This window comes from Parabacteroides sp. 20_3 (assembly GCF_964238835.1).
Taxonomy (GTDB): Bacteria; Bacteroidota; Bacteroidia; order Bacteroidales; family Tannerellaceae; genus Parabacteroides; species Parabacteroides distasonis.
Genome location: NZ_CAXSNO010000004.1, coordinates 130,971 through 151,202, shown reverse-complemented (window position 1 = coordinate 151,202; position 20,232 = coordinate 130,971). Strand labels below are relative to the sequence as shown.

At 43.4% G+C, this 20,232-nt stretch carries 20 protein-coding genes; all 20 read left to right on the top strand.

What is annotated here, in order from left to right; translation table 11 throughout:
• Nucleotides 1-24: 24 nt before the first annotated feature.
• The 20 genes from ACESPU_RS09720 (at nt 25) to ACESPU_RS09625 (ending at nt 20,224) form a co-directional block, all read left to right on the top strand.
• Nucleotides 25-2,121 carry a type IA DNA topoisomerase gene (locus tag ACESPU_RS09720; RefSeq protein ID WP_008777806.1) on the top strand — a complete coding sequence of 699 codons (2,097 nt, stop codon included), beginning with the start codon at nt 25-27 and terminating at the stop codon, nt 2,119-2,121.
• Between the two features lie 197 nt (nt 2,122-2,318).
• On the top strand, nt 2,319-2,555 hold the full coding sequence (locus ACESPU_RS09715; protein ID WP_172718843.1) for a hypothetical protein: 237 nt from the start codon (nt 2,319-2,321) through the stop codon (nt 2,553-2,555).
• A gap of 112 nt (nt 2,556-2,667) precedes the next feature.
• Nucleotides 2,668-2,889 carry a hypothetical protein gene (locus ACESPU_RS09710; protein ID WP_154395218.1) on the top strand — a complete coding sequence of 74 codons (222 nt, stop codon included), beginning with the start codon at nt 2,668-2,670 and terminating at the stop codon, nt 2,887-2,889.
• 49 nt (nt 2,890-2,938) lie between these two features.
• Complete coding sequence (locus ACESPU_RS09705; RefSeq protein ID WP_034530139.1) at nt 2,939-3,157, top strand: hypothetical protein; 219 nt, start codon at nt 2,939-2,941, stop codon at nt 3,155-3,157.
• Nucleotides 3,158-3,194: 37 nt separating this feature from the next.
• Entirely contained in the window at nt 3,195-4,142 is a 948-nt protein-coding gene (locus tag ACESPU_RS09700) for a PRTRC system protein E (protein WP_008777803.1), read from the top strand.
• Between the two features lie 4 nt (nt 4,143-4,146).
• The gene (locus ACESPU_RS09695; RefSeq protein WP_005644262.1) at nt 4,147-4,368 is read left to right on the top strand and encodes a PRTRC system protein C; all 222 of its coding nucleotides are present in this window, start codon (nt 4,147-4,149) and stop codon (nt 4,366-4,368) included.
• Nucleotides 4,369-4,405: 37 nt separating this feature from the next.
• Complete coding sequence (locus ACESPU_RS09690) at nt 4,406-5,488, top strand: hypothetical protein (RefSeq protein ID WP_008777795.1); 1,083 nt, start codon at nt 4,406-4,408, stop codon at nt 5,486-5,488.
• Nucleotides 5,489-5,493: 5 nt separating this feature from the next.
• On the top strand, nt 5,494-6,195 hold the full coding sequence (locus tag ACESPU_RS09685) for a prokaryotic E2 ligase family D protein (RefSeq protein WP_034530108.1): 702 nt from the start codon (nt 5,494-5,496) through the stop codon (nt 6,193-6,195).
• Nucleotides 6,192-6,980 carry a PRTRC system ThiF family protein gene (locus ACESPU_RS09680; protein ID WP_008777793.1) on the top strand — a complete coding sequence of 263 codons (789 nt, stop codon included), beginning with the start codon at nt 6,192-6,194 and terminating at the stop codon, nt 6,978-6,980. The genes ACESPU_RS09685 and ACESPU_RS09680 overlap by 4 nt, the downstream gene beginning before the upstream one ends.
• Nucleotides 6,981-7,307: 327 nt before the next feature.
• Nucleotides 7,308-8,516, top strand: coding sequence for a tyrosine-type recombinase/integrase (locus ACESPU_RS09675; RefSeq protein ID WP_368314165.1), 1,209 nt, complete (start codon nt 7,308-7,310; stop codon nt 8,514-8,516).
• A gap of 458 nt (nt 8,517-8,974) precedes the next feature.
• The gene (locus ACESPU_RS09670) at nt 8,975-9,511 is read left to right on the top strand and encodes a UpxY family transcription antiterminator (protein WP_008777791.1); all 537 of its coding nucleotides are present in this window, start codon (nt 8,975-8,977) and stop codon (nt 9,509-9,511) included.
• Nucleotides 9,512-9,521: 10 nt separating this feature from the next.
• Entirely contained in the window at nt 9,522-10,667 is a 1,146-nt protein-coding gene (locus tag ACESPU_RS09665; RefSeq protein WP_008777790.1) for an MraY family glycosyltransferase, read from the top strand.
• Between the two features lie 12 nt (nt 10,668-10,679).
• Complete coding sequence (locus ACESPU_RS09660; RefSeq protein ID WP_008777789.1) at nt 10,680-11,477, top strand: polysaccharide biosynthesis/export family protein; 798 nt, start codon at nt 10,680-10,682, stop codon at nt 11,475-11,477.
• Nucleotides 11,478-11,486: 9 nt separating this feature from the next.
• Nucleotides 11,487-13,883, top strand: coding sequence for a polysaccharide biosynthesis tyrosine autokinase (locus ACESPU_RS09655; RefSeq protein WP_008777788.1), 2,397 nt, complete (start codon nt 11,487-11,489; stop codon nt 13,881-13,883).
• A 2-nt stretch (nt 13,884-13,885) separates the two neighbouring features.
• The gene (locus ACESPU_RS09650) at nt 13,886-14,602 is read left to right on the top strand and encodes a tyrosine-protein phosphatase (RefSeq protein ID WP_008777787.1); all 717 of its coding nucleotides are present in this window, start codon (nt 13,886-13,888) and stop codon (nt 14,600-14,602) included.
• Between the two features lie 117 nt (nt 14,603-14,719).
• Nucleotides 14,720-15,259, top strand: a complete 540-nt coding sequence (locus ACESPU_RS09645) for a hypothetical protein (RefSeq protein WP_008777786.1) — start codon at nt 14,720-14,722, stop codon at nt 15,257-15,259.
• Nucleotides 15,260-16,000: 741 nt separating this feature from the next.
• Nucleotides 16,001-16,606 (top strand): hypothetical protein, encoded by a 606-nt coding sequence (locus ACESPU_RS09640; RefSeq protein ID WP_034530103.1) that lies wholly within the window; start codon nt 16,001-16,003, stop codon nt 16,604-16,606.
• 51 nt (nt 16,607-16,657) lie between these two features.
• The gene (locus tag ACESPU_RS09635; protein WP_008777784.1) at nt 16,658-17,431 is read left to right on the top strand and encodes a transferase; all 774 of its coding nucleotides are present in this window, start codon (nt 16,658-16,660) and stop codon (nt 17,429-17,431) included.
• Nucleotides 17,432-17,453: 22 nt separating this feature from the next.
• Nucleotides 17,454-18,890, top strand: a complete 1,437-nt coding sequence (locus ACESPU_RS09630) for a lipopolysaccharide biosynthesis protein (RefSeq protein WP_008777783.1) — start codon at nt 17,454-17,456, stop codon at nt 18,888-18,890.
• Nucleotides 18,891-18,892: 2 nt separating this feature from the next.
• On the top strand, nt 18,893-20,224 hold the full coding sequence (locus tag ACESPU_RS09625; protein ID WP_008777782.1) for a hypothetical protein: 1,332 nt from the start codon (nt 18,893-18,895) through the stop codon (nt 20,222-20,224).
• Nucleotides 20,225-20,232 lie beyond the last annotated feature (8 nt).

Here is a 20,232-nt window from a genome sequence, read left to right as displayed (position 1 = left end):
AAACGGCTTGACTTTATCCGAATCATGATAGCAATCATAGCAGAAAAACCGAGTGTCGGTCAGGACATAGCCCGTGTGGTCGGGGCTACAGAAAAAAAGGACGGCTACATAGTGGGAAACGGTTACATGGTGACATGGGCACTGGGACATCTGGTGTCACTGGCCTTACCGGATGCATACGGCTACACGAGAACCGCCGCCGAAGACCTTCCGATGATTCCCGATCCGTTCCGTCTTGTCGTGCGGCAGGTACGCACTGACAGGGGGATGGTGACGGACATCGCAGCCGGCAGGCAGCTCAAGGTCATCAGCGAAGTGCTCACCGGATGCGAGAGCATCATCGTGGCGACCGATGCCGGACGTGAGGGGGAACTCATCTTCCGGTGGATATATTCTTATTTGGGCTGTACCAAGCCGTTCAAACGGTTGTGGATCTCCTCGCTTACCGACGAGGCCATCCGTGAGGGAATGGCAAGCCTCAAGGAAGGAACTGGATATGACAGCCTGTATGCAGCCGCGGACAGCAGGGCGAAGGCGGATTGGCTGGTGGGCATGAATGCCAGCCGCGCATTGGCGGCAGCCTCCGGTTCGGTGAACAACTCCATCGGACGGGTACAGACACCGACCCTTGCCATGATATGCGCACGCTTCAAGGAGAACCGTAACTTCGTCTCCACACCATACTGGCAGTTGCATATAGTGCTGAAAAGGGACAACGGGCACCGGCAGTTCATCCACACGAAGGAGTTCAAGGACAAGAATATGGCGGAAGCGGCATACAAGAGTATTACCCCCAGATCGGTGGTAACAATCACTAAAGTGAAGCGAGGGAAGGTATTCCAGCAGGCTCCGCTCCTGTACGATTTGACAGCCCTCCAGAAGGACTGTAATATTCATTACGATCTTCCGGTGGACAAGACCCTTGCCATCACACAGTCCCTGTACGAGAAAAAACTGGTTTCATATCCGAGGACAGGCAGCAGGTATATTCCGCAGGATGTCATGGCGCACATTCCGGTATTGTTGGAAAAGATAACAGCCATGCCGGAGTTCCGTGAGTACAGAAGGAGCTTAGACCTTTCCGCCCTGAATACACGAAGCGTGGATGCCGCAAAAGTGACCGACCACCATGCGCTGATTATCACCGGTATCGTCCCTGAGGGATTGTCCGAGGCGGAATCCACGGTTTATACTCTGATAGCCGGCAGAATGCTGGAAGCCTTCTCTCCCCCTTGCGAGAAAGAACTGCTGCTCATGGAGTGCGTATGCGGGGGACTGGACTTCCGCTCCCGTTCCACTGTCATCGCCAATCCGGGCTGGCGGGCGGTGTTCTCCCGAAAGGAGGACCGGGAAAAGGACGAGCCGGAAAGAGACGAAGGCACAGCATCTTTTACAGAGGGTGAGGAAATACCGGTCATGGGACATGGACTGTCACAGAAAAAAACATTGCCCAAACCTCTCTATACGGAAGCCACCCTGCTCACGGCCATGGAGAACTGCGGCAAGGAAATCACTAACGGACAGGCACGCGAAGCGGTGAAGGATACGGGTATCGGTACGCCTGCCACCCGTGCCGCCATCATCACGACCCTGCTCAAACGTGACTACATCGAGCGTTCCGGCAAGAACATCCGTCCGACGGAAAAGGGGCTTTACCTCTATGAATCGGTAAAGGACATGATGGTGGCTGACGCGGAGCTGACCGGCATATGGGAAAAGGCGCTGGAACAGATAGAGTGGCGTACCCTCGATCCGGAAAGCTTCATGCTCTCCATCAGGGAATACACGGGAAAAGTTACCGGCGAGATACTGCGTCTCAAATTTCCGGAGCCGTCATCATGCGTCCTTGCCTGCCCCAAGTGCAAGACCGGCAACGTGGTGGTGAAGTCCAAAGTCGCAAAATGCGACCGTGAAGGATGCGGACTGCTGGTGTTCCGCCGTTTTCTGAACAAGGAACTGACGGACCAGCATCTCGAACAGCTTTTCTCTTCCGGCTCCACCCGGCTGATCAAGGGCTTCAAGGGCAAGAAAGGGGTGCCTTTCGACGCGACGGTCATCTTTGACGAAAGTTTTAACCTGAAACTTTCTTTCCCAAAATCCAAGGGCGGGAAAGGTAAATGATACCGTCATCCCAATTCCGGGGCAAAGGTAGCGGAACCGCCCGTTGCCACCTGCAAGGTCGGGCCTTGCAGGTTTCGGGGAAAATCATCCTCGCCATGCTCCGGTATTTTCCCCGAAAACCTTGCCTGTGGAGGCGGTCCGCATACTGGCCCCTGAAATTGGAAATGGCATGTTTCACCTTTTAATAGCAAATGATCATGAAAGCAAAGGAATGTATCGAAAAACCGAGAACCGGCAAATGGATAAAAAGAATGGCACTGGCCGCCGCAGCCTTCATAGTGTTCAGTTATCTCTATTCAAGAGGAATTTCGCCGGTATGGACGGCAGTCGCCATCGTCTGTTTCAGGGGATTCTTCAGGTTCCTCTATAAAATCGCCTGCCTTCTGGTAGCGGCGGCGATACTTTTCTGCATCCTCAGTTGCCTGGTATTCTGATTCCACCGGCAACAATATCGGGAAATGAAACAAATGCTGCATATAAACCACTGTAATACCTTGCAGAACAGGGCTGTCCCCACGAACGGCCCTGTTTTGTATTCCACACTTTATGAGGACAAGGGTAACGGGAACAGGGACGGAAAGGAAAGAGGGCATATACAGCCATTGGCAGACCGGGAACTACAGGGCAAAGTTGGCAAACGCTTCTTTTCGGACGGCAAGGCCGGGACCCTTCGGGTTTCGCGGAAAAATCATCCTCGCCCGGAGGGCTTGCGGTATTTTTCCCGAAAGCCTTGCCTTTCCGGAAGCGTCTGCCGTAAAGCCCTTGTAGTTCAACGGGCTGCCAAAGCCCGAGTATCCACAATTAAAATGATAAAGCTATGAATCAAGCAATCATCTCAAGACCGCCGACGGCACCGGTACAGATACCAATGCCGATACCGGCAAGAAGAAAGTACCATACCCCGGAACCGACCGTCAAATTCCCTCCACGGGAAAAGGGCGGACCCGTACACATCTCCACACTGCTGGACCCGATACTGGAGATAAGCAGTCATCCTGACCGGAACAGGCTGCTGGTGGAGTTCTTCAACAGATAGAAAGAATACGGTTATTCACACTTTAATCCATATAATTATGTTTTTTACAGCAATCAACCAGATGATGACAGAAGGAGTCGACCTGACACTCGTCATCCGTAAAGCGAACGGACAAATGGCGGTATCCGTACTGCCGAAGTCAAACGGGCTGAAAGACGAAGCCCAGAACCACATTATCCCGTTGACCCTCAAGGGAGTTCCGCAGGAACTGGATACCGGATTCCTGCAAGCCGTCGCCCGGCCGGTGCAGAAAGCCACGGGACTGATCACCAACATGGCGCAGTTCGAGGCACAGACGGAAAAGGCCGCTTCCGAGAGCAAGGTGGCGAAGGATGCAAAGGCCAAGGAGACGAAAGAGGAGAAAGAGAAACGGGAGAAGTACGAGAAGCATCTCAAGAAAGCTGAGGAACTGATTGCCGCGGGAAACCATAAGGATGCAGTGACGGCTCTCGGACAGGCCCGACTTTATGCCAAGCCGCAGGACCAGAAGAAGATTGACGAGATGCTGGAGCAGCAGAAAAAGGCCATGAACCGGGGAAGCCTGTTCGAGCTGATGGAAGAACTGCCTGCACCGCAACAGCTCCGGTCACAACCACCGGCAGCAACGGCACAACAGCCGCAGCCTGCACCGCACTGTCCGCCGCAATCCCAGGCATCAGGACCAGCGGGCGGACAAATTCCTAACAAGCAGCAGACAATGTGGCCGCCACAGCAGCCTGCGCAAAGGCCTGCACCGCATCAGGCTCCCCCACAGCCGCAATATGCCGGGCAACGGCCGATGAGCCACCAGCTCCCTCCACAGCATGCATACGCGGAACAACAGATTTCATACCGGCAGGAACGGGAGCAAAATCCCGAAGACCTCTATCCGTACTATCAGAGGGGACAGGAAGTCCCTACCTACCGCCCGGAAGATTATGAGGAATATCCCGATTTCCCGCAATCTATGTTAGAACCCAATGTCTCACATTATCAAAGCATTTAATATTATGGCATTAGAAATCAAGGGAATGACACGTTCATTCACATTCAAGAAAGGCAACGGGATGGTCACACTCGATGACCCGAACACGTCGGACAGCCCCGAAATGGTCATGAACTACTACTCGAACTTCTATCCGGAACTGACCACGGCGACGGTGCACGGGCCGGTCATCAAGGAAGACAAGGCGGTGTATGAATTCAAAACTACCATCGGGACAAAAGGATAAAAGCAATGGGAAAGGACAATAAAAAACAGAAGAAATCATGTGTACCATTGGACGAACAGCAGGTGGAACGGCTTGCAAGGCTCATCATCGGACAGACCGTACGCAATATCCGTTACGGTACGGACAGGAAAGAAAGGATTACGGCACCGAGGGGTGCCGTTCCTCTTTTCTGAACACCACGTTTCAGCCAAAACCTTTGCCGAGTCTTGTCGTGGAAGATTCCGACGGGAAAAGGCACAATCTCATCACGCGGGACAACTACGGGTTCCTGCGTGACTCCTTCTTCAGATATGCCTATCTGATGGAGAAGGAGGCGGTACATACCCCGGGCCGGACGTTCGGGGAAGGGATCGCAAGGCTGCACGAGGAGATGGATGCCCTTGTCGGTGAGGGGCTGAACGTCAATATCGAAGAGCAAGACGGACGGTTGCTGTTCAAGCTCTGGAAAGCCCATCATTGGGGAAAACTGACACTGTATTATTTCCCGATGAAGTTCGTGGAGGCTCTCGGATCGGAATTGAGACGTATCTCCATCACGTTCATCCATGAATTGATGAAGGCAAACGGAATACAGACCGTTCTGGATGAGGACGACACGGAATATGTCCTGACCTGGATTTCAGAGGAAGTACCGGAAGAGACTCCGGAGGAAAGGAAAAAACGACTGAGACTCCTGCGCTCCTACGAGAACGGCAGAATAAAGAGGCTGCTCCAAAGGGTGGAATGCAAGTGTTACTACAAGAACCTGCCGAAGGCACTTGACAGGTATAAAGCCCGGAACGACTACGAACGGTCACTGGTCTCCGCCATGAAGGAGGGGCTGCAATTCCTGTCACCGGAACGTGGCATCATGGAATACAGCTACGATCCCTTTTATGAGAAAGAACCGGAGTTCCACCCCATGTACCTCTACCAACAGATACGTGTGATCTATGACAGTTACGATATGGTGACGGATTACCTCGTGGATTGTTACAATTCCCACAGTAGGGAGACTTACGACATCATACCGGTTACGACACTCGACCTGTCTCCCGAAACGGAAAAGCTGTTCCGCATGGATGACTATCCGGAACGCTTCTTCAAATGGGCGGACAAATTCATCAACATAATAATTTGAACACTATGATGGAAACAAACGAACTTACAAGGACTTTGAAGAACCTGCTTATCCCCAAGGCGGCACTGATTGCCTACGCCTCGGAGGATAACAAGAACTTTTTTTTGGAGATACGGGACATAGATGATCGGGGGAATATGGCGGAAGGCAGGCCTGTGACCCTGGAATTCATGAACGGGCTTGTAAAGGGATATTCGGAAAGGCATAGCAGCACGCCTTACGGAAAAGTACCGTCCAGCCTGATCTATTGCGATTCACGCAAGGGCCGCGAGCGGTATGTATGGTACAATCCCCCGCATAAGCGGATGATGTTCTTCAGCTCCGACCTCAAAATAGAAAATGCGGAATACAACCTGCCGGGAGTGATTTACGAGGCGGGGGAACATGGGATGAGGATATATGCTTACAAGGATGACATGCCCGGCAAGGATACGATGCTATATGTCGCGCCGTTCTTCAACGTGACCGGCTCCAGCGTATGCCTGGGCTCTGCCAATATAGACTTGCCAAAGGACCTGACATACGAAAGCCTGCTGCAATACTGGGAAAAGAAATTCTGGCTGACGGAGTTTTCGCACTTGGGAGGCAACGGAAATCCGACCCGGTCGAACCTTGTGCTAGTAACGAAAGCGGCCAGGAACAAACCATTCGACCTCAAAGAGTTGAAACCGTTGAACAATATGAAACTTAAAGACATACTGACATGAAAAGAGTACATTATACCGACAGTTACCTGATGAGTCCGCAGCATCCGGTAACGGTAAACCTGATCGGAGCGGGAGGAACCGGGTCGCAGGTACTCACCTGCCTGGCACGTCTTGACACAGCTCTGAGGGGACTCGGACACCCGGGACTGTTCGTTACACTGTATGACCCCGACACCGTGACGGAAGCCAACATCGGTCGCCAGCTTTTCGGACCGTCCGACCTGGGACAGAACAAGGCACAATGCCTCGTCACCCGGATAAACAACTTTTTCGGGAATGACTGGAAGGCGCAAGCGGACATCTATCCGGCAGTATTGAAGGATACCAGACGGGACAACCTGGCCAATATCACGATTACCTGTACCGATAACATCAAGTCACGGATCGACTTGTGGAATCTGTTGAGGGCTTTGCCGCAACCGACATACTGCACTTACGAGACCCCCTTGTACTGGATGGATTTCGGAAACACGCAGACCACGGGGCAAGTCGTGCTGGGTACCGTACCGAAGAAAATCAAACAGCCGACGTCCAAACTTTATGAAACCGTCAATTCGCTAAAAGTCATCACCCGCATGGTGAAATACGCGAGAGTGAAGGAAACCGATTCCGGCCCGAGTTGTTCGCTGGCTGAAGCGTTGGAAAGACAGGACCTGTTTATTAACTCCACACTGGCACAACTCGGATGCGGCATCCTATGGAAGATGTTCCGAAACGGAGTGATCGAGCATAACGGATTGTACCTGAACCTGGACACGATGAAAGTGAACCCGATAATCATATAGACAGGTCAGCAGTTATAAATTCTTTCGCTTGAATGGAAAGAGTTCAGGAAACAGCCTCTCCATTTTGAGTTTTCCATTTTCTATATGGCAAGATATTCTTTGCATTGGCTCTGACACTCCGTTTCAAGTCTTCACGCAATATACAGAACGCGGTCTTTTACTTTATCATATTATGTCATATTACTCAATACAATGCTTTAGATAAAAATAATTAAAGCGTCTTTTATCAATCAAGAATAGTTTAGCTGGAGATATACATAACAGCTTGAAGTTTTTTGAATTACTTCCTGTTTTTATTCCATATGTTAAACTAATAATTGATTGTTTATGACTAGTGTAAAAGTAAAATTCAGTCCTTCATCCGTTATCCTTAAAGAGGGAACGGTTCATTATCAAATAATTCATCATTGTAAAGTACGGCATATCCGCACCGGTTACAAACTGTTTCCAAGTGAGTGGATTTCTGCTTCCGGTGAAATCAATGTCTCGGCAGGAAGTGGAGAAGGCCGAAAAAGCTATCTTGCCGCATTAAAAAATCAAATTGATAAAGACCTTTTCCGAATAAAGAAATGCATCAACCGATTGAATCAGGAAGACACTCCTTTCACTGTGGACCGTATAATAGAACTTTACACTGCTCCTGAAGGGAATTGCACTTTCCTTTTATATGGAAAAGAACTGCTGGTAGAATTGAGGCAGATAGGTAAGGTACGCACAGCCGGCACCTATCAGAATGCCTTGAACAGTTTTGAGCGGTTTCGGGGACACCGGGGCGATATCCCATTGGATGAACTGGATTCCAATCAGATGATAACCTATGAAAGCTGGCTCAAAGGAACCGGTGTCTGTCCGAATACCAGTTCGTATTATATGCGTAACCTCAGGGCCATTTATAACCGGGCCGTGAGTGAAGGGCTTGTTGTTCAACGAAATCCCTTCAAGCATGTCTATACCGGCATAGACAAAACAAAGAAACGGGCGGTTTCCCTCAGCGTGATTCAAAGAATACGGGATTTAGATCTTAATAAAAAGTCTCTCATTTTTGCCAGGGACATCTTTATGTTCAGTTTTTATACACGTGGAATGTCCTTTGTGGATATGGCATTCCTGAAAAAGAAAGACCTCCAGAATGGAATCCTGACCTATCGGAGAAAAAAAACCGATCAGCAATTGTTTATCAAATGGGAAAAGCCAATGCAGGAACTTATTGATAAATACAATACCTCTGAAACTTCCTACCTGCTACCAATTATTCAGAACAATGGTGTGGACGAATGGCATCAATACCAAAATGAAGCGCACCGTATCAACAGAAATTTGAAACACATTGGCAAACAAATAGGTTTAGGTATTCCACTTACCACCTATGTTGCGCGCCATGCTTGGGCCAGCATCGCTCAAAGTAAAAATGTTTCTTTGCCTGTTATCAGTGAGGCACTGGGACATGATTCGGAGCAAACCACCCGAATTTATCTTGCCTCTTTAGACACATCTATTGTAGACAAGGCGAATAGTCTCATTTTGATGTCTATATAAATACCGAAAAAGGTACATATCTTCTTAAGAGAAGTACATCTATATAATGAACTTGAAAGAGTAGCGATAGTCACTTTATCTTCTTAAGAGAAGTATATTTCGTTTGCAAAAGTACGAAAAAATCTAAAAATCAAGGCATAAAGTGAACTTTTTTTACTACTTATTTTTAAGAATCTTCAACATAATGCGTAAAATGAAAAACAATCATCCCCATATATCCTCTAACATGACTTTGTTTATCAAGTTATTATCGCTTTATAACTAAAAGATGTACTTCTCTTAAGAAGAGTAGTATGTTTTAGTATAAGTGAATACTTGCCTTCTAGAATAGCGATGCAAGGGATGATTAAAGGAACAAAAGATTCCTACTTTTGGAAAGTATTATATAACTGCTTGATTATTAGTAAATAGATCGATCAAGCAGGATTGGTAATATTTGCCTAAACTAAAGCATTTCGATGGAAAATACTGAATACGCACAATGGTATGTCATGCGTGATTTGAAACGGTGCAATGCTAAAAAGCCGGCATACAAACAATTGCAAGAAGCGGGTGTAAAGGTATTTGTCCCCTTGAAGTGGCAAATCATTTTGCAAAAGGATAAAAAGGTACGTGAGAAAGTTCCGGTCATTCAAGATTTGCTCTTTGTTTATGATTCCCGTCGGCATTTGGACTCCATTGTGGAAAGAACCAAAACGCTTCAATACCGTTGGTTGCGGAATACGTTCCGGGAACCTATGACTGTGTCTGATTTGGAAATGGACAGATTCATACAAGCCGTCAGCAGTTCCGATTCACCCAAATATTATTTGCCGGAAGAGATAACCCCTCAGATGTGCGGACGTAAAATTCGGATTATCGGAGGCTCTCTCAATGGATATGAGGGCTGTTTGCTTAAAATACGAGGCAGCAAGATAAAACGCTTGCTTGTCGAATTAAAGGGTTATCTCGCTGTTGCGGTGGAGGTTCTTCCTGAATATATTCAATTTGTCTGATACGATATTTATGACTGTTGTTTCGAATGTAATGGACAATCCCAGTGCCTTTTGGGTTGTCAATTCCTTATTTGTATTCGCCTTGAGCGTATTTTGTGCCGGCGTCTTGATTCCACAAATCTTGTTGATATCATTTCGTAAGCGTCTGTTTGATGTGCCTGATGAACGGAAGATCCATCAGGGGGTAGTACCCCGTTTAGGAGGGATAGCCTTCAAACCGGTTGTCTTTTTCTCGGTGGCACTTGCTTTGGGACTCAATATGTTGTTGGGGTACGGTCAGCTTCTTGGTAATATCGGCAGTGAAAGCCGCCCGTTGGCATTCGGCTTCTGTACCATTATAATGCTTTATCTGGTTGGGATGGCTGATGACCTGATTGGTATCCGTTACCGTGCCAAGTTCGCCATACAGATTATTTGCGGATTACTGGTCATTGCAGGCGGGCTGTGGATCAATAACCTGCACGGTTTGCTGTTTATTCACGCTCTTCCTGAATGGATTGGATACCCCATTACCTTATTCGCCGTGGTATTTATTATCAATGCCATCAATCTGATAGATGGGATAGACGGATTGGCTTCCGGATTGTGTGGAGTAGCTATGCTTTTTTATGGTTTGGTGTTTTTTATAATAGGTGAATACATTTATGCCCTGCTCGCTTTTGCGACACTTGGAGTGCTCGTCCCCTTTTTCTATTATAACGTATTTGGAGATCCTGCCAAAAAGAACAAAATATTCATGGGTGATACCGGCAGCTTGACGATTGGTATGATGACTTGCATTTTAAGTCTGAAACTGCTTGACGGGTTTCCGGTAAATCACTCTATGCAACAGCCTAATGCTTTCTTTTTAGCCTATTCACCGCTTATCATTCCCTGTTTTGATGTGGTACGGGTTTATTTGCACCGTGTGCGAAACGGAAAGAATCCCTTTTTGCCAGATAAGAACCATATCCATCACAAAATGCTTGCTGTTGGCATGAGACAGCGTACAGTTATGATTGCCATTGTACTGGTATCTGTCTGTTTTACACTGTGCAATATTCTGCTTTCACGTTATATAAATGTAACCTTGCTTTTAATACTGGACATCTTTATATGGATCTTGGGTAATCTATGGTTAACCCGTAGAATCCATATAGCTCATTCGAAACTATAGTTTTATATCAATATGAATTTTTGCAAAAATTTAATTGGGGCAATATTACTCCTGTTTTTAGGAGCTTGCTCAACTTCAAAAGAAGTCACTTATTTTCAAGATTTACGTCCGGGCGAAAGCGAATTGGCGCTTACCGCTCCGGTAGAGATTAAGATTCAACCGAAAGACAAATTGTCTATTTTAGTCAACAGCCAGGATTTGCGCCTGACCAACCTGTTTAACTTGCCGATTGTTTCTCAACAGATCGGCATGGAGGGCTCTTCCGGTTCTAATCGTGGTGTGTCCGGTTATACGGTAGATTCCAAAGGGAACATTGACTTTCCCGTATTGGGAGAAATTCACATAGCCGGTATGACCCGTGAAGAGGTGGCTGCCTATATTAAGAAAGAGCTACAGTCGCATGATTTGATTAAAGACCCTGTCGTTACGGTGGAATATATGAATCTCAGCGTAGCCGTAATGGGTGAAGTGAACAATCCCGGCCGTTTTAGTATCGACAAGGATAACCTTACAATCCTGGATGCCTTAAGCCAAGCGGGAGACCTCACTATTTACGGAAAGAGAGAAAAGGTATTAGTATTACGTAAAGAAGAAGGAAAACAGCGGGTTTATGGTGTCAATCTCTGTTCGGCTGAGCATCTTTATACTTCACCTGCCTATTATCTGCAACAGAATGATGTGGTATATGTGGAGCCTAATGCCACCAAAGCCCGTCAGTCTACCGTAAACGGGAACAATGTGCGCAGCACCTCTTTCTGGATTTCCCTGGCTTCTTTATTGACCTCCATCGCTGTACTTATCGCTAAATAAAAAAGAGAAATGGCTACTATTCAGAATAAATCAACAGTACAAAATACGCAGGATTTCATTACCATACAGGATTTGTTTTACCTCTGTCTCGACAAATGGCACTGGTTTGCCATTTCATTGGCCTTATGTTTGGGGGTTGCGACCTTTTATCTGTTGAGAACCCCATCGGTATATGTCAGAACTGCCTCTATTTTGATTAAGGACGATTCCAAAGGGAAATCTTCTTCTACGGATATGGAGTCTTTTTCCGATCTGGGACTGTTTACGACCAACACCAATGTCTATAACGAGATGGGAACTTTGAAGTCTCCCGACATCATGCGTGAAGTGGTGTCTCGATTGCATTTGGAAATGAATTATCAGACAGACGGACGTTTTCATAAACAGACTGTGTATGGAAACCAACTTCCTGTCCAGGTGGTGATTCCTAATCTTTCCGAGAATGAATCCGCAACTTTCGAACTGCATCTGGCAAAGGATGGTGCAGTGGAATTATCCTCTTTTACACGGAATGGAACAGAAATAGAAAATGATGGTTTTGTGAAAGGCAATTTGAATGACAGTATTCAAAGCCCCCTAGGCCCTATTGTCGTTATTCCATCGGCTGCTTATTCAGATAAAACGGTAAGCACAATTTATGTAACCCGCCAGTCTTTGTCTGCGGCATCAGCTGGCTGTTCAGCTCGCTTGAATATATCCCAGAACGATGAGAAGTCCAATATCATCACGTTGTCTTTTCAGGATGTGTCCACCCAACGGGCGGAAGATGTGCTCAATACCCTTATATCCGTTTACAATGAGAACTGGGTAAGGGACAAGAATCAGATAGCGGTCAGTACCTCCATGTTCATCAATGAGCGTTTGGGTGTGATAGAGGGTGAGCTTGGCAATGTGGATGATGATATATCTTCTTTCAAAAGTGAGCATTTGCTGCCGGATGTACAGGCGGCGGCAAATATGTATATGACTCAAGCCAATGAAGCCAATGCCGCAATTCGTGAATTGAACAACCAGGCATATATGGCCCGATACATAAAGAACTATTTGACCAATGAAAACAATAAACATCAGTTACTCCCTGCCAATTCCGGCATTGAAAATGCAAGCCTTGCCACACAACTGAATGAATATAATACCAAGTTATTGGAGCGCAATAGCTTGGTGTCTCACAGTAGTGCCAAGAACCCCTTAGTCAGGGAAATGGACAAGTCGTTGGATGATATGCGAAGCGCTTTGATCACTTCCATTGACAACCAAATGGTAGCTTTGCGTGCACAAATCAGAAGTTTGGAGGCCATTGGGGGACAGGCAACTTCGCAGATTGCCTCCAACCCGAAGCAGTCCAAATACCTGCTTAGCGTGGAACGCCAACAAAAGGTGAAGGAGTCACTTTACCTATATCTGTTACAAAAACGTGAGGAGAACGAGCTTTCTCAGGCATTTACGGCCTACAATACCCGTATTATAACAAAACCTGGAGGAAGCATGATTCCTACCGCTCCCGTAAAGAAGAACATTTTCCTGGTGGCTTTTGCCTTGGGTATATTGATACCGGTAGTCATCATCTTCATTCGTGAGAACATGAATACCCGTGTTCGTGGAAGAAAGGACTTGGATGGCCTAAGTGTTCCCTTTATCGGAGAGATTCCTTTGTCTATACGTGGTAAGAAAAGAGTAAAATCATATGAGGCACATACCATTGTGGTTAAAGAAGGAAGCCGTGATATTATGAATGAGGCTTTTCGTGTCTTGCGTACCAATCTGGAATTCATGATTGGCAAAGATCAATCCTCCAATGTGATTGTAGTTACCTCGTTCAATCCGGGCAGTGGAAAATCGTTCTTGACCATGAACATAGCCATAAGTCTTGCCATCAAAAATAAAAAAGTATTGGTTATTGACGGCGACCTTCGCCATGCCTCTGCTTCAGCTTATATCCATTCGCCCAAAATTGGTTTGAGTAATTATTTAGGAGGACAGATCGACAAACTTTCGGATATTATTGTTACGAACGAGCAGCACCCTTCATTCAGTTTCATCCCCGTCGGCACTATCCCCCCCAACCCGACCGAACTGTTGTTCGATGACCGTCTACAGAAAGCAATCCATACCTTAAAGCAGCAATATGATGTTGTATTGATAGACTGCCCGCCAGTTGAATTGGTGGCCGATACGCAAATCATAGAGAAACTGGCCGACCGTACCGTTTTTGTGGTACGTGCAGGCTTGCTGGAACGCAGCATGCTTCCGGAGTTGGAAAACATCTATCGAGAAAAGAAATACAAGAATATGTCTGTAATCCTCAATGGGACGGAAGGCTCTGGCGGACGTTATGGTTATCGTTACGGCTATCAGTATGGTTATGGAAGCGGTTCTTATTATGGAAACAATGACAGGTCCAAGTAATCATGTGGTTGTTTCATAAAACAACAGTCCTTTCTCGAAGTGGCTTACTCAAAGGTATGGTGGATTGCCATAGTCACCTGCTTCCCGGAGTAGACGACGGTGTACAATCTATGGAAGAGTCTCTGCAAATTTTGCGGGAAATGGAGCAACAAGGGATTCGTAGAGTATGGCTCACACCCCACATCATGGAAGACATCCCCAACGAGACCCTTGCGCTGCAGCGTAAGTTCCGGGAACTGTTGCAGCAGTACCGTGGCGCGGTGGAGCTGAAGCTTGCTGCGGAATATATGCTTGATAATCTTTTTGAAGAGCGATTGGAGAAAGAGGATTTGCTTCTTTTGGAAGAAGGAAAACGTTTTTTGTTGGTGGAGACCTCCTACTTCAACCCTCCGATGGATCTTTTGTCCGTTCTGCAACGCATTCAAAAGAAAGGTTATTATCCTTTGCTGGCACATCCGGAACGGTATGAATATATGCAGAAGGAAGACTATAATACTTTGAAAGAGGAACATATTTCGTTTCAGTTGAATCTGCCGTCACTGGCAGGTATGTATGGAAAGCATGTACAGAAAAAGGCGGAAGATTTGTTAAAAGCCGGAATGTATGATAGGATGGGGGGAGATACACATTCTTGTCATCGTTATCAGCAAATGCTTTTCTCTTCAATAAAACATAACCAGACAAAGCTCTTGGACGGGGTGAATGCTAATACATTATAATTCATGAAAAGAATTCCTAATTATATCGATTCCCATGATTTACCCAGTTTCAAGAAGATTCTCGGCGATGGTTCGGACTATGGCACTGTGGGAAGATAATTTTTTATGTAGAAGATTATGATAAATCAAGAAACTAAAACACGCATACAAAAATACTTTGACGAAGCGTGTAAGGAACTTCATATTGACAGTTCTTTGTACACCTTACGTTTTTGCATAGATGACGGCAGATTCCCTTCTGCATTTAACTCTGCAGAATGGGGTGGAAACACCTTGTATATTAATGAAGAATGGGTAGAACTATGCTTGCGAAGTGATTGCGAGTTTGATTTGAGATACATCCTCAGCCATGAAGCTCGTCATCTTTACCAACATCAAGTGATAGCAGATTTCAAGCAAAGAGGAAAATCAAGCGAACTTCCTGCTGTCATCAATCAATGGGAATATGAATTTCTGCACTATATCAGAAACGAGGGCGATGAAGATAGTATGGACAAGAATACAAACCAACAGGTTGAAATAGACGCTAATGCCTTTGCCAATTGTATGCTTATCAAAAATGGTTTGGGGGCAAGAATCAAATCTGGTCAAGAAAAAATCATGGAAAAGGCTATCAAGGCATTGGCGAAAAAGATGTGGAATATTAAAATTGCTTGATGCATACGTATGCTTCAAAATTAGTAGATAATATCACTAGTGTCTCTTAAAAAAATGCAAAACATCTCAATATGGCTCATTATGATGTAAAATCCAATTCCAACTGACCGTCATTTTTATAAAGAATGTCGTATTCAGCATAGCTAAATAAATCCTTGATATTGTCTTTCACAAGTATAGAACTACCAAGGTCCTCATTACTTCATAAATGTCCCTATTGAGTTTTAATACACTCTCAATAATGGCTACCAAACAATAAATAATGATAGCCACATATATTTGTATTCTGACTGTATTCTCAGAGTTTCCCCAAAAGGATTTTACTCGAAGATGCTGCTATCCAACTGGGTATGGACTTTGATACCAGACTTTGTGCTCCTGAATCGGGTTCAATCATACAATGACAGGCACAAGTCTATTGCTGTTGAATCAAAAGCATAAAAAGTTCCGTTCAAATCGAACTCCTTGTCAATTCGCTTTTGTTGAGCCATGTTTACCATGTGATAGGCAAAAGCTTCAAAAAGAAGATAATCTCTTAGCATATCGCTCAAAATAGCGTTTTAGAAGGAATGAAGTCATTTGATTGAAAACATATTTCTTAATATTCATAGCTATTGCAATTTGGCTCAGTCCCTAAGATAGCTGATTCAAATGTGCGACAAGCATTTTTTGAAAATAAATATTGTAATTCAAATAATTAACGTATCTCTTTACAATTATTAAGAGACACTAGTGATTCTCATGAATATTTTTGAAATAGAAAGAAGTAAAAGAGACGCCGACTTTATAAAGCAGAATGGGGAACTGGAGTTGGAAGTTGCAGCCGACATTATCGAGACATACAAAGATGTCCCGTATGTTGGTTCTCTCCTTAAATTTGGGAAGGTTTTTATCAACGTCAAAGACTGGTGTTTTACGAAGAAACTGGCCAAATTTCTCATAGTGTCAGAAGACATTGACGATAAAATCAAGAATCAGTTCTATTCTAGCCTGAGTCAAGAAAATTATAAACACATCTCTGCATATTTGATTCACCTGCTTAGCACAGAAGAAAACAAGGCGATGATTATGGGCAGCATCTACAAGGCAAGATTAATGAATAGAATCAATAATAACGAGATGCTCAGGCTCTGTTCTGTCGTAGCCAGAGCATTCTTGCCTGACCTCAAAAGTCTTCCTGACTACTTGGAGGAGAATACAAACATTTCTATAGAAGCCCAATCAATCATTAATCTTGGGCTTATAGATAATTTTCTCGGCGGTGAATGGACTAATCATAAAAGTTGCTGCTTGAATGGTACTGGAAAACTTTTCCATGACATATTGAGCGAGTCTGGTTGGCTGTAAAATAACTAATGTAAAAAAATAAGTAGATTAATTTTAACTTCCATATTGGTTATGATTGAAAAAATTCTGTCAATTCTTTTAGATGAAGACAAGGCTAAAGGAATCCATTATCTTTTTAGATACAGAAAGCATGTTGATTTCCTGAAAACAATATATACTAATTTTAAGTATTTCCCTATTTCTGATGCTTTAAAATTTCCTATTGTGATTGGCAAGAACACGGATATTAAACTGGGGTCAATAAAGTTTAACTGCCCTATAAAACCTTCTCTTGTCCGATTGGGAACACAGCCTATCCCTGTAATTGAGGATGGATTTTCAAGATTAGTTGTCAAAAATAGCGGAACAATCGAAATAGGTGGTCTTTTTATATGCCAAACGGGGGTAAAAATATTAATTAGAGAAGGTGCTGTTTTTTCGGTAGCTGATAAAGTGAAATTTGGCCATCTAAGTAAAGTCGTATGTCACAAGAAAATATCCATAGGAAATGATTTTAGAATGTCTTGGGAGTGCCAGATATTTGACACCGATTTTCATTTTGTCTATAATACAGAAAAAAACAAGTATTATCCCCGGTTAAAACCTGTTATTATCGGAAACGATGTATTTGTGGGTAATCGTTCTACAATCGGTAAAGGAACGATCTTACCAAATGGTTCGATTGTGTCATGTAACTCAAATGTTTCAGGTGACTTTTCTATAAATGGTGATAACATTCTCATTAAAGGGAATCCTGCTGTGTTCGTGAAAAACAATTTAATAATGGGTAGTAATAGCTTTTATCCGGAAAAGGAAGAAATAGTCGCTCAAATGTTAAACGAATAATGATTCAAATAATCCATTCACAATGAGCAGCATCAAGAAAGATCTAGCCAAAAATACTATTTGGAATAGTGTAGAGCGCTTCTCTAATATGGGTATTCAACTATTGTGTACCTTTATTTTGGCAAGATATCTCACACCTTCTGACTATGGTATAATTGGTATGCTTGCAGTATTTAATGCCGTTGCAAATAGCTTTATAGATTCAGGCTTTGGTCTTTCTCTAATCAGAGAAAAAATGGTATCTCGAGAGGATTATTCTACAATACTTTATTTTAATGTTGTATTGTCTATGTTTTTTTACATAGCACTATACTTATGTTCGGGGTTAATCGCGGATTTTTATAATCAACCAATCCTTGTTGATCTGAGTAAGGTAGTGTTCCTAATGTTACCGTTTCAGGCTGTAGGACTTGTTCAGAATACTATATTGCAAAAAGAGCTAAAATTCAAAAAACTATGTATTATCTCTATATCATCATCTATAATTTCTGCAATTGTTGCTATTATTTTTGCATATATTTATGAGAATGTGTGGGCTTTAGCAATCCAAATGGTATTGAGTCAGTTCCTGCGATCGTTGTTTCTGTGGATATCAACAGATTTTGTACCTATATTAAAATTCTCAAAGGTCAGTTTTGCTAAATATTTTGCTTTTTCTAAGGATATTCTTATCTCTGGACTTATAGGAAATATTATTGGTAATATACAGTCCATTTTAATAGGGAAATATTATTCTGCTTCAGATTTAGGGTTTTACTCTCAAGCTGACAGAATAAAAACCATAGCCTCTACATCAACTACAGGGGTTATACAAAATGTAACATATCCAACATTAGCAAAAGTCTACAATGATGGAGGAGATTTAAAAGGAGCATATAAAAAAGTAATAATGATAACAATCCTTTTTGTCGGTTCTGTAATGTCGCTATTAATGGGTATATCCTCAGATTTGTTTGGAATATTGATGGGTTCTCAATGGCGTGAGGCCGGCGTGTATTTTTTGTTGTTAGGTATAAGTGGATTGCTCTTTCCACTGCATAGTGTTAATCAAAATATTTTACTTGTAAAAGGAGAGTCAAAAAAAATACTTTATCTGGAAATCAGCAGGAGATGCATTATGTTGATTATCGTATTCATTACAATACATTTCAACGTCTATCTATTTGCCGCAGGTTTATCTATATATTCTTTTCTACTTCTTTTCCTCAACCTTTCGGTATGTGGAAAGCCCATCGGTTATGGTATATGGAGTCAGTTAAGGGATGTTTCTCCTACTTTATTGAAACAGATTTTTGTAACTCTGCTTTGCCTTGTCGTTTCAAATTTTATGGAGGATATAAATATCTATTTTAGAGTAGTCGTTACATTGCTTTTGGGCTGTTCACTTCTATTATTACTTTTTGTGAGAGACCCTTATTTTAAAATGGGTATAAAGCTGCTTCCAATAAAACGTAAGTAATTATGCTGGGATTGGTTGTATTATTAATTGCGCTCCTTCTGCATTTTACCGGTTATAGAAGATATAGCCTATTGCTGTTTGTATTCATGGCTTTGCGTTACATGAAAATTGTACCAATGGCAGTTATGGCCGTAAATGGTATTGATTTAGCTATTGTCTATATGATAATAGTAACTGTAAGTCAACGTATCCAAACGCTTGCTTTTACAGAAGATTCTAAATTGTTATTCTGTATCAGCCGACTCTCCCTTTTCCTAATTATATCTTTTGCAGTGGGAATGATATATTATGGTCTTACTCCTTTTCAATCCTTTATGGGATGCCGCCAATTGTGGCTGTTTCCGGCATATTTTTTTCTAAGAGACGTACCAAAAGATGATATCATTTGGCTTTTTAAGGCATTATATTATATTACTCTTATTCATGCATTGTTATACATAATACAGTGTTCAACAGGTTTGCCTGTATTAGGAGTGGCAACACCGGAGTATGATCGAATCACTCATACGCTTAGATATAACAATCATCCTGTTTACATGACCTTGTTTTTCTATCTGTCTTTATTATTTCCCAACTACATAGGAAAACAAATCTCCAAGTTTTCAGCAATAGTATTTGCTGCCGCAGTCTTTATTACAATGACAAGAACCATTATGGTGTTTGTTGTCTTATTTACATTTCTTGGAATATTTTTAAGTGGTAAAAAATCTACAATACTAAAGTTTTCAATAATTGGTGCTATTCTTTTTATCCCATTGTCAGATGCATTGCTATCAAGATTTGGTGAAAAAGCTGGTACAAAAGGTGATATTTTTGCATTTATTCATGGGCGGTTTATAGATTATGCACACACGGGTAAAGCGCATGATGATGTTGGGACATTAACATATCGTTTTGCTTGGGTTTATGAGAGGGCAGAATATATGTTGACAAACGGTATTGTTGAATCGGTTTTTGGATTGGGTTTCCTGCCTCCATCAGAACCGGAAGTCGCAAAACGGCTATATAATTTCAAAATAGGTCTTGTTGACCAGAACAAGATTATTAGTCCAACATTTACACCGGACATAGGATATGGTAATATCATTGCGCAATATGGTTTTCTGGGTGCATTCTTTTTTATCTCTCTTTGGGTTAGGCTCGTAAAAATTCATTTTGAAAATAGAGAATATCACCCAATCACATTTTGCATGTATTTATATCTATTGACTCTATTCGCATTGAGTATCTCTGGACCAGGAATATCATATCAAGATATGCTTATACTACCATTTTTATCCTCTAATTTGGCACTAATGCCATCGACAAATGAAAAATCTATCAAAAATTATTAGTAGCAGCT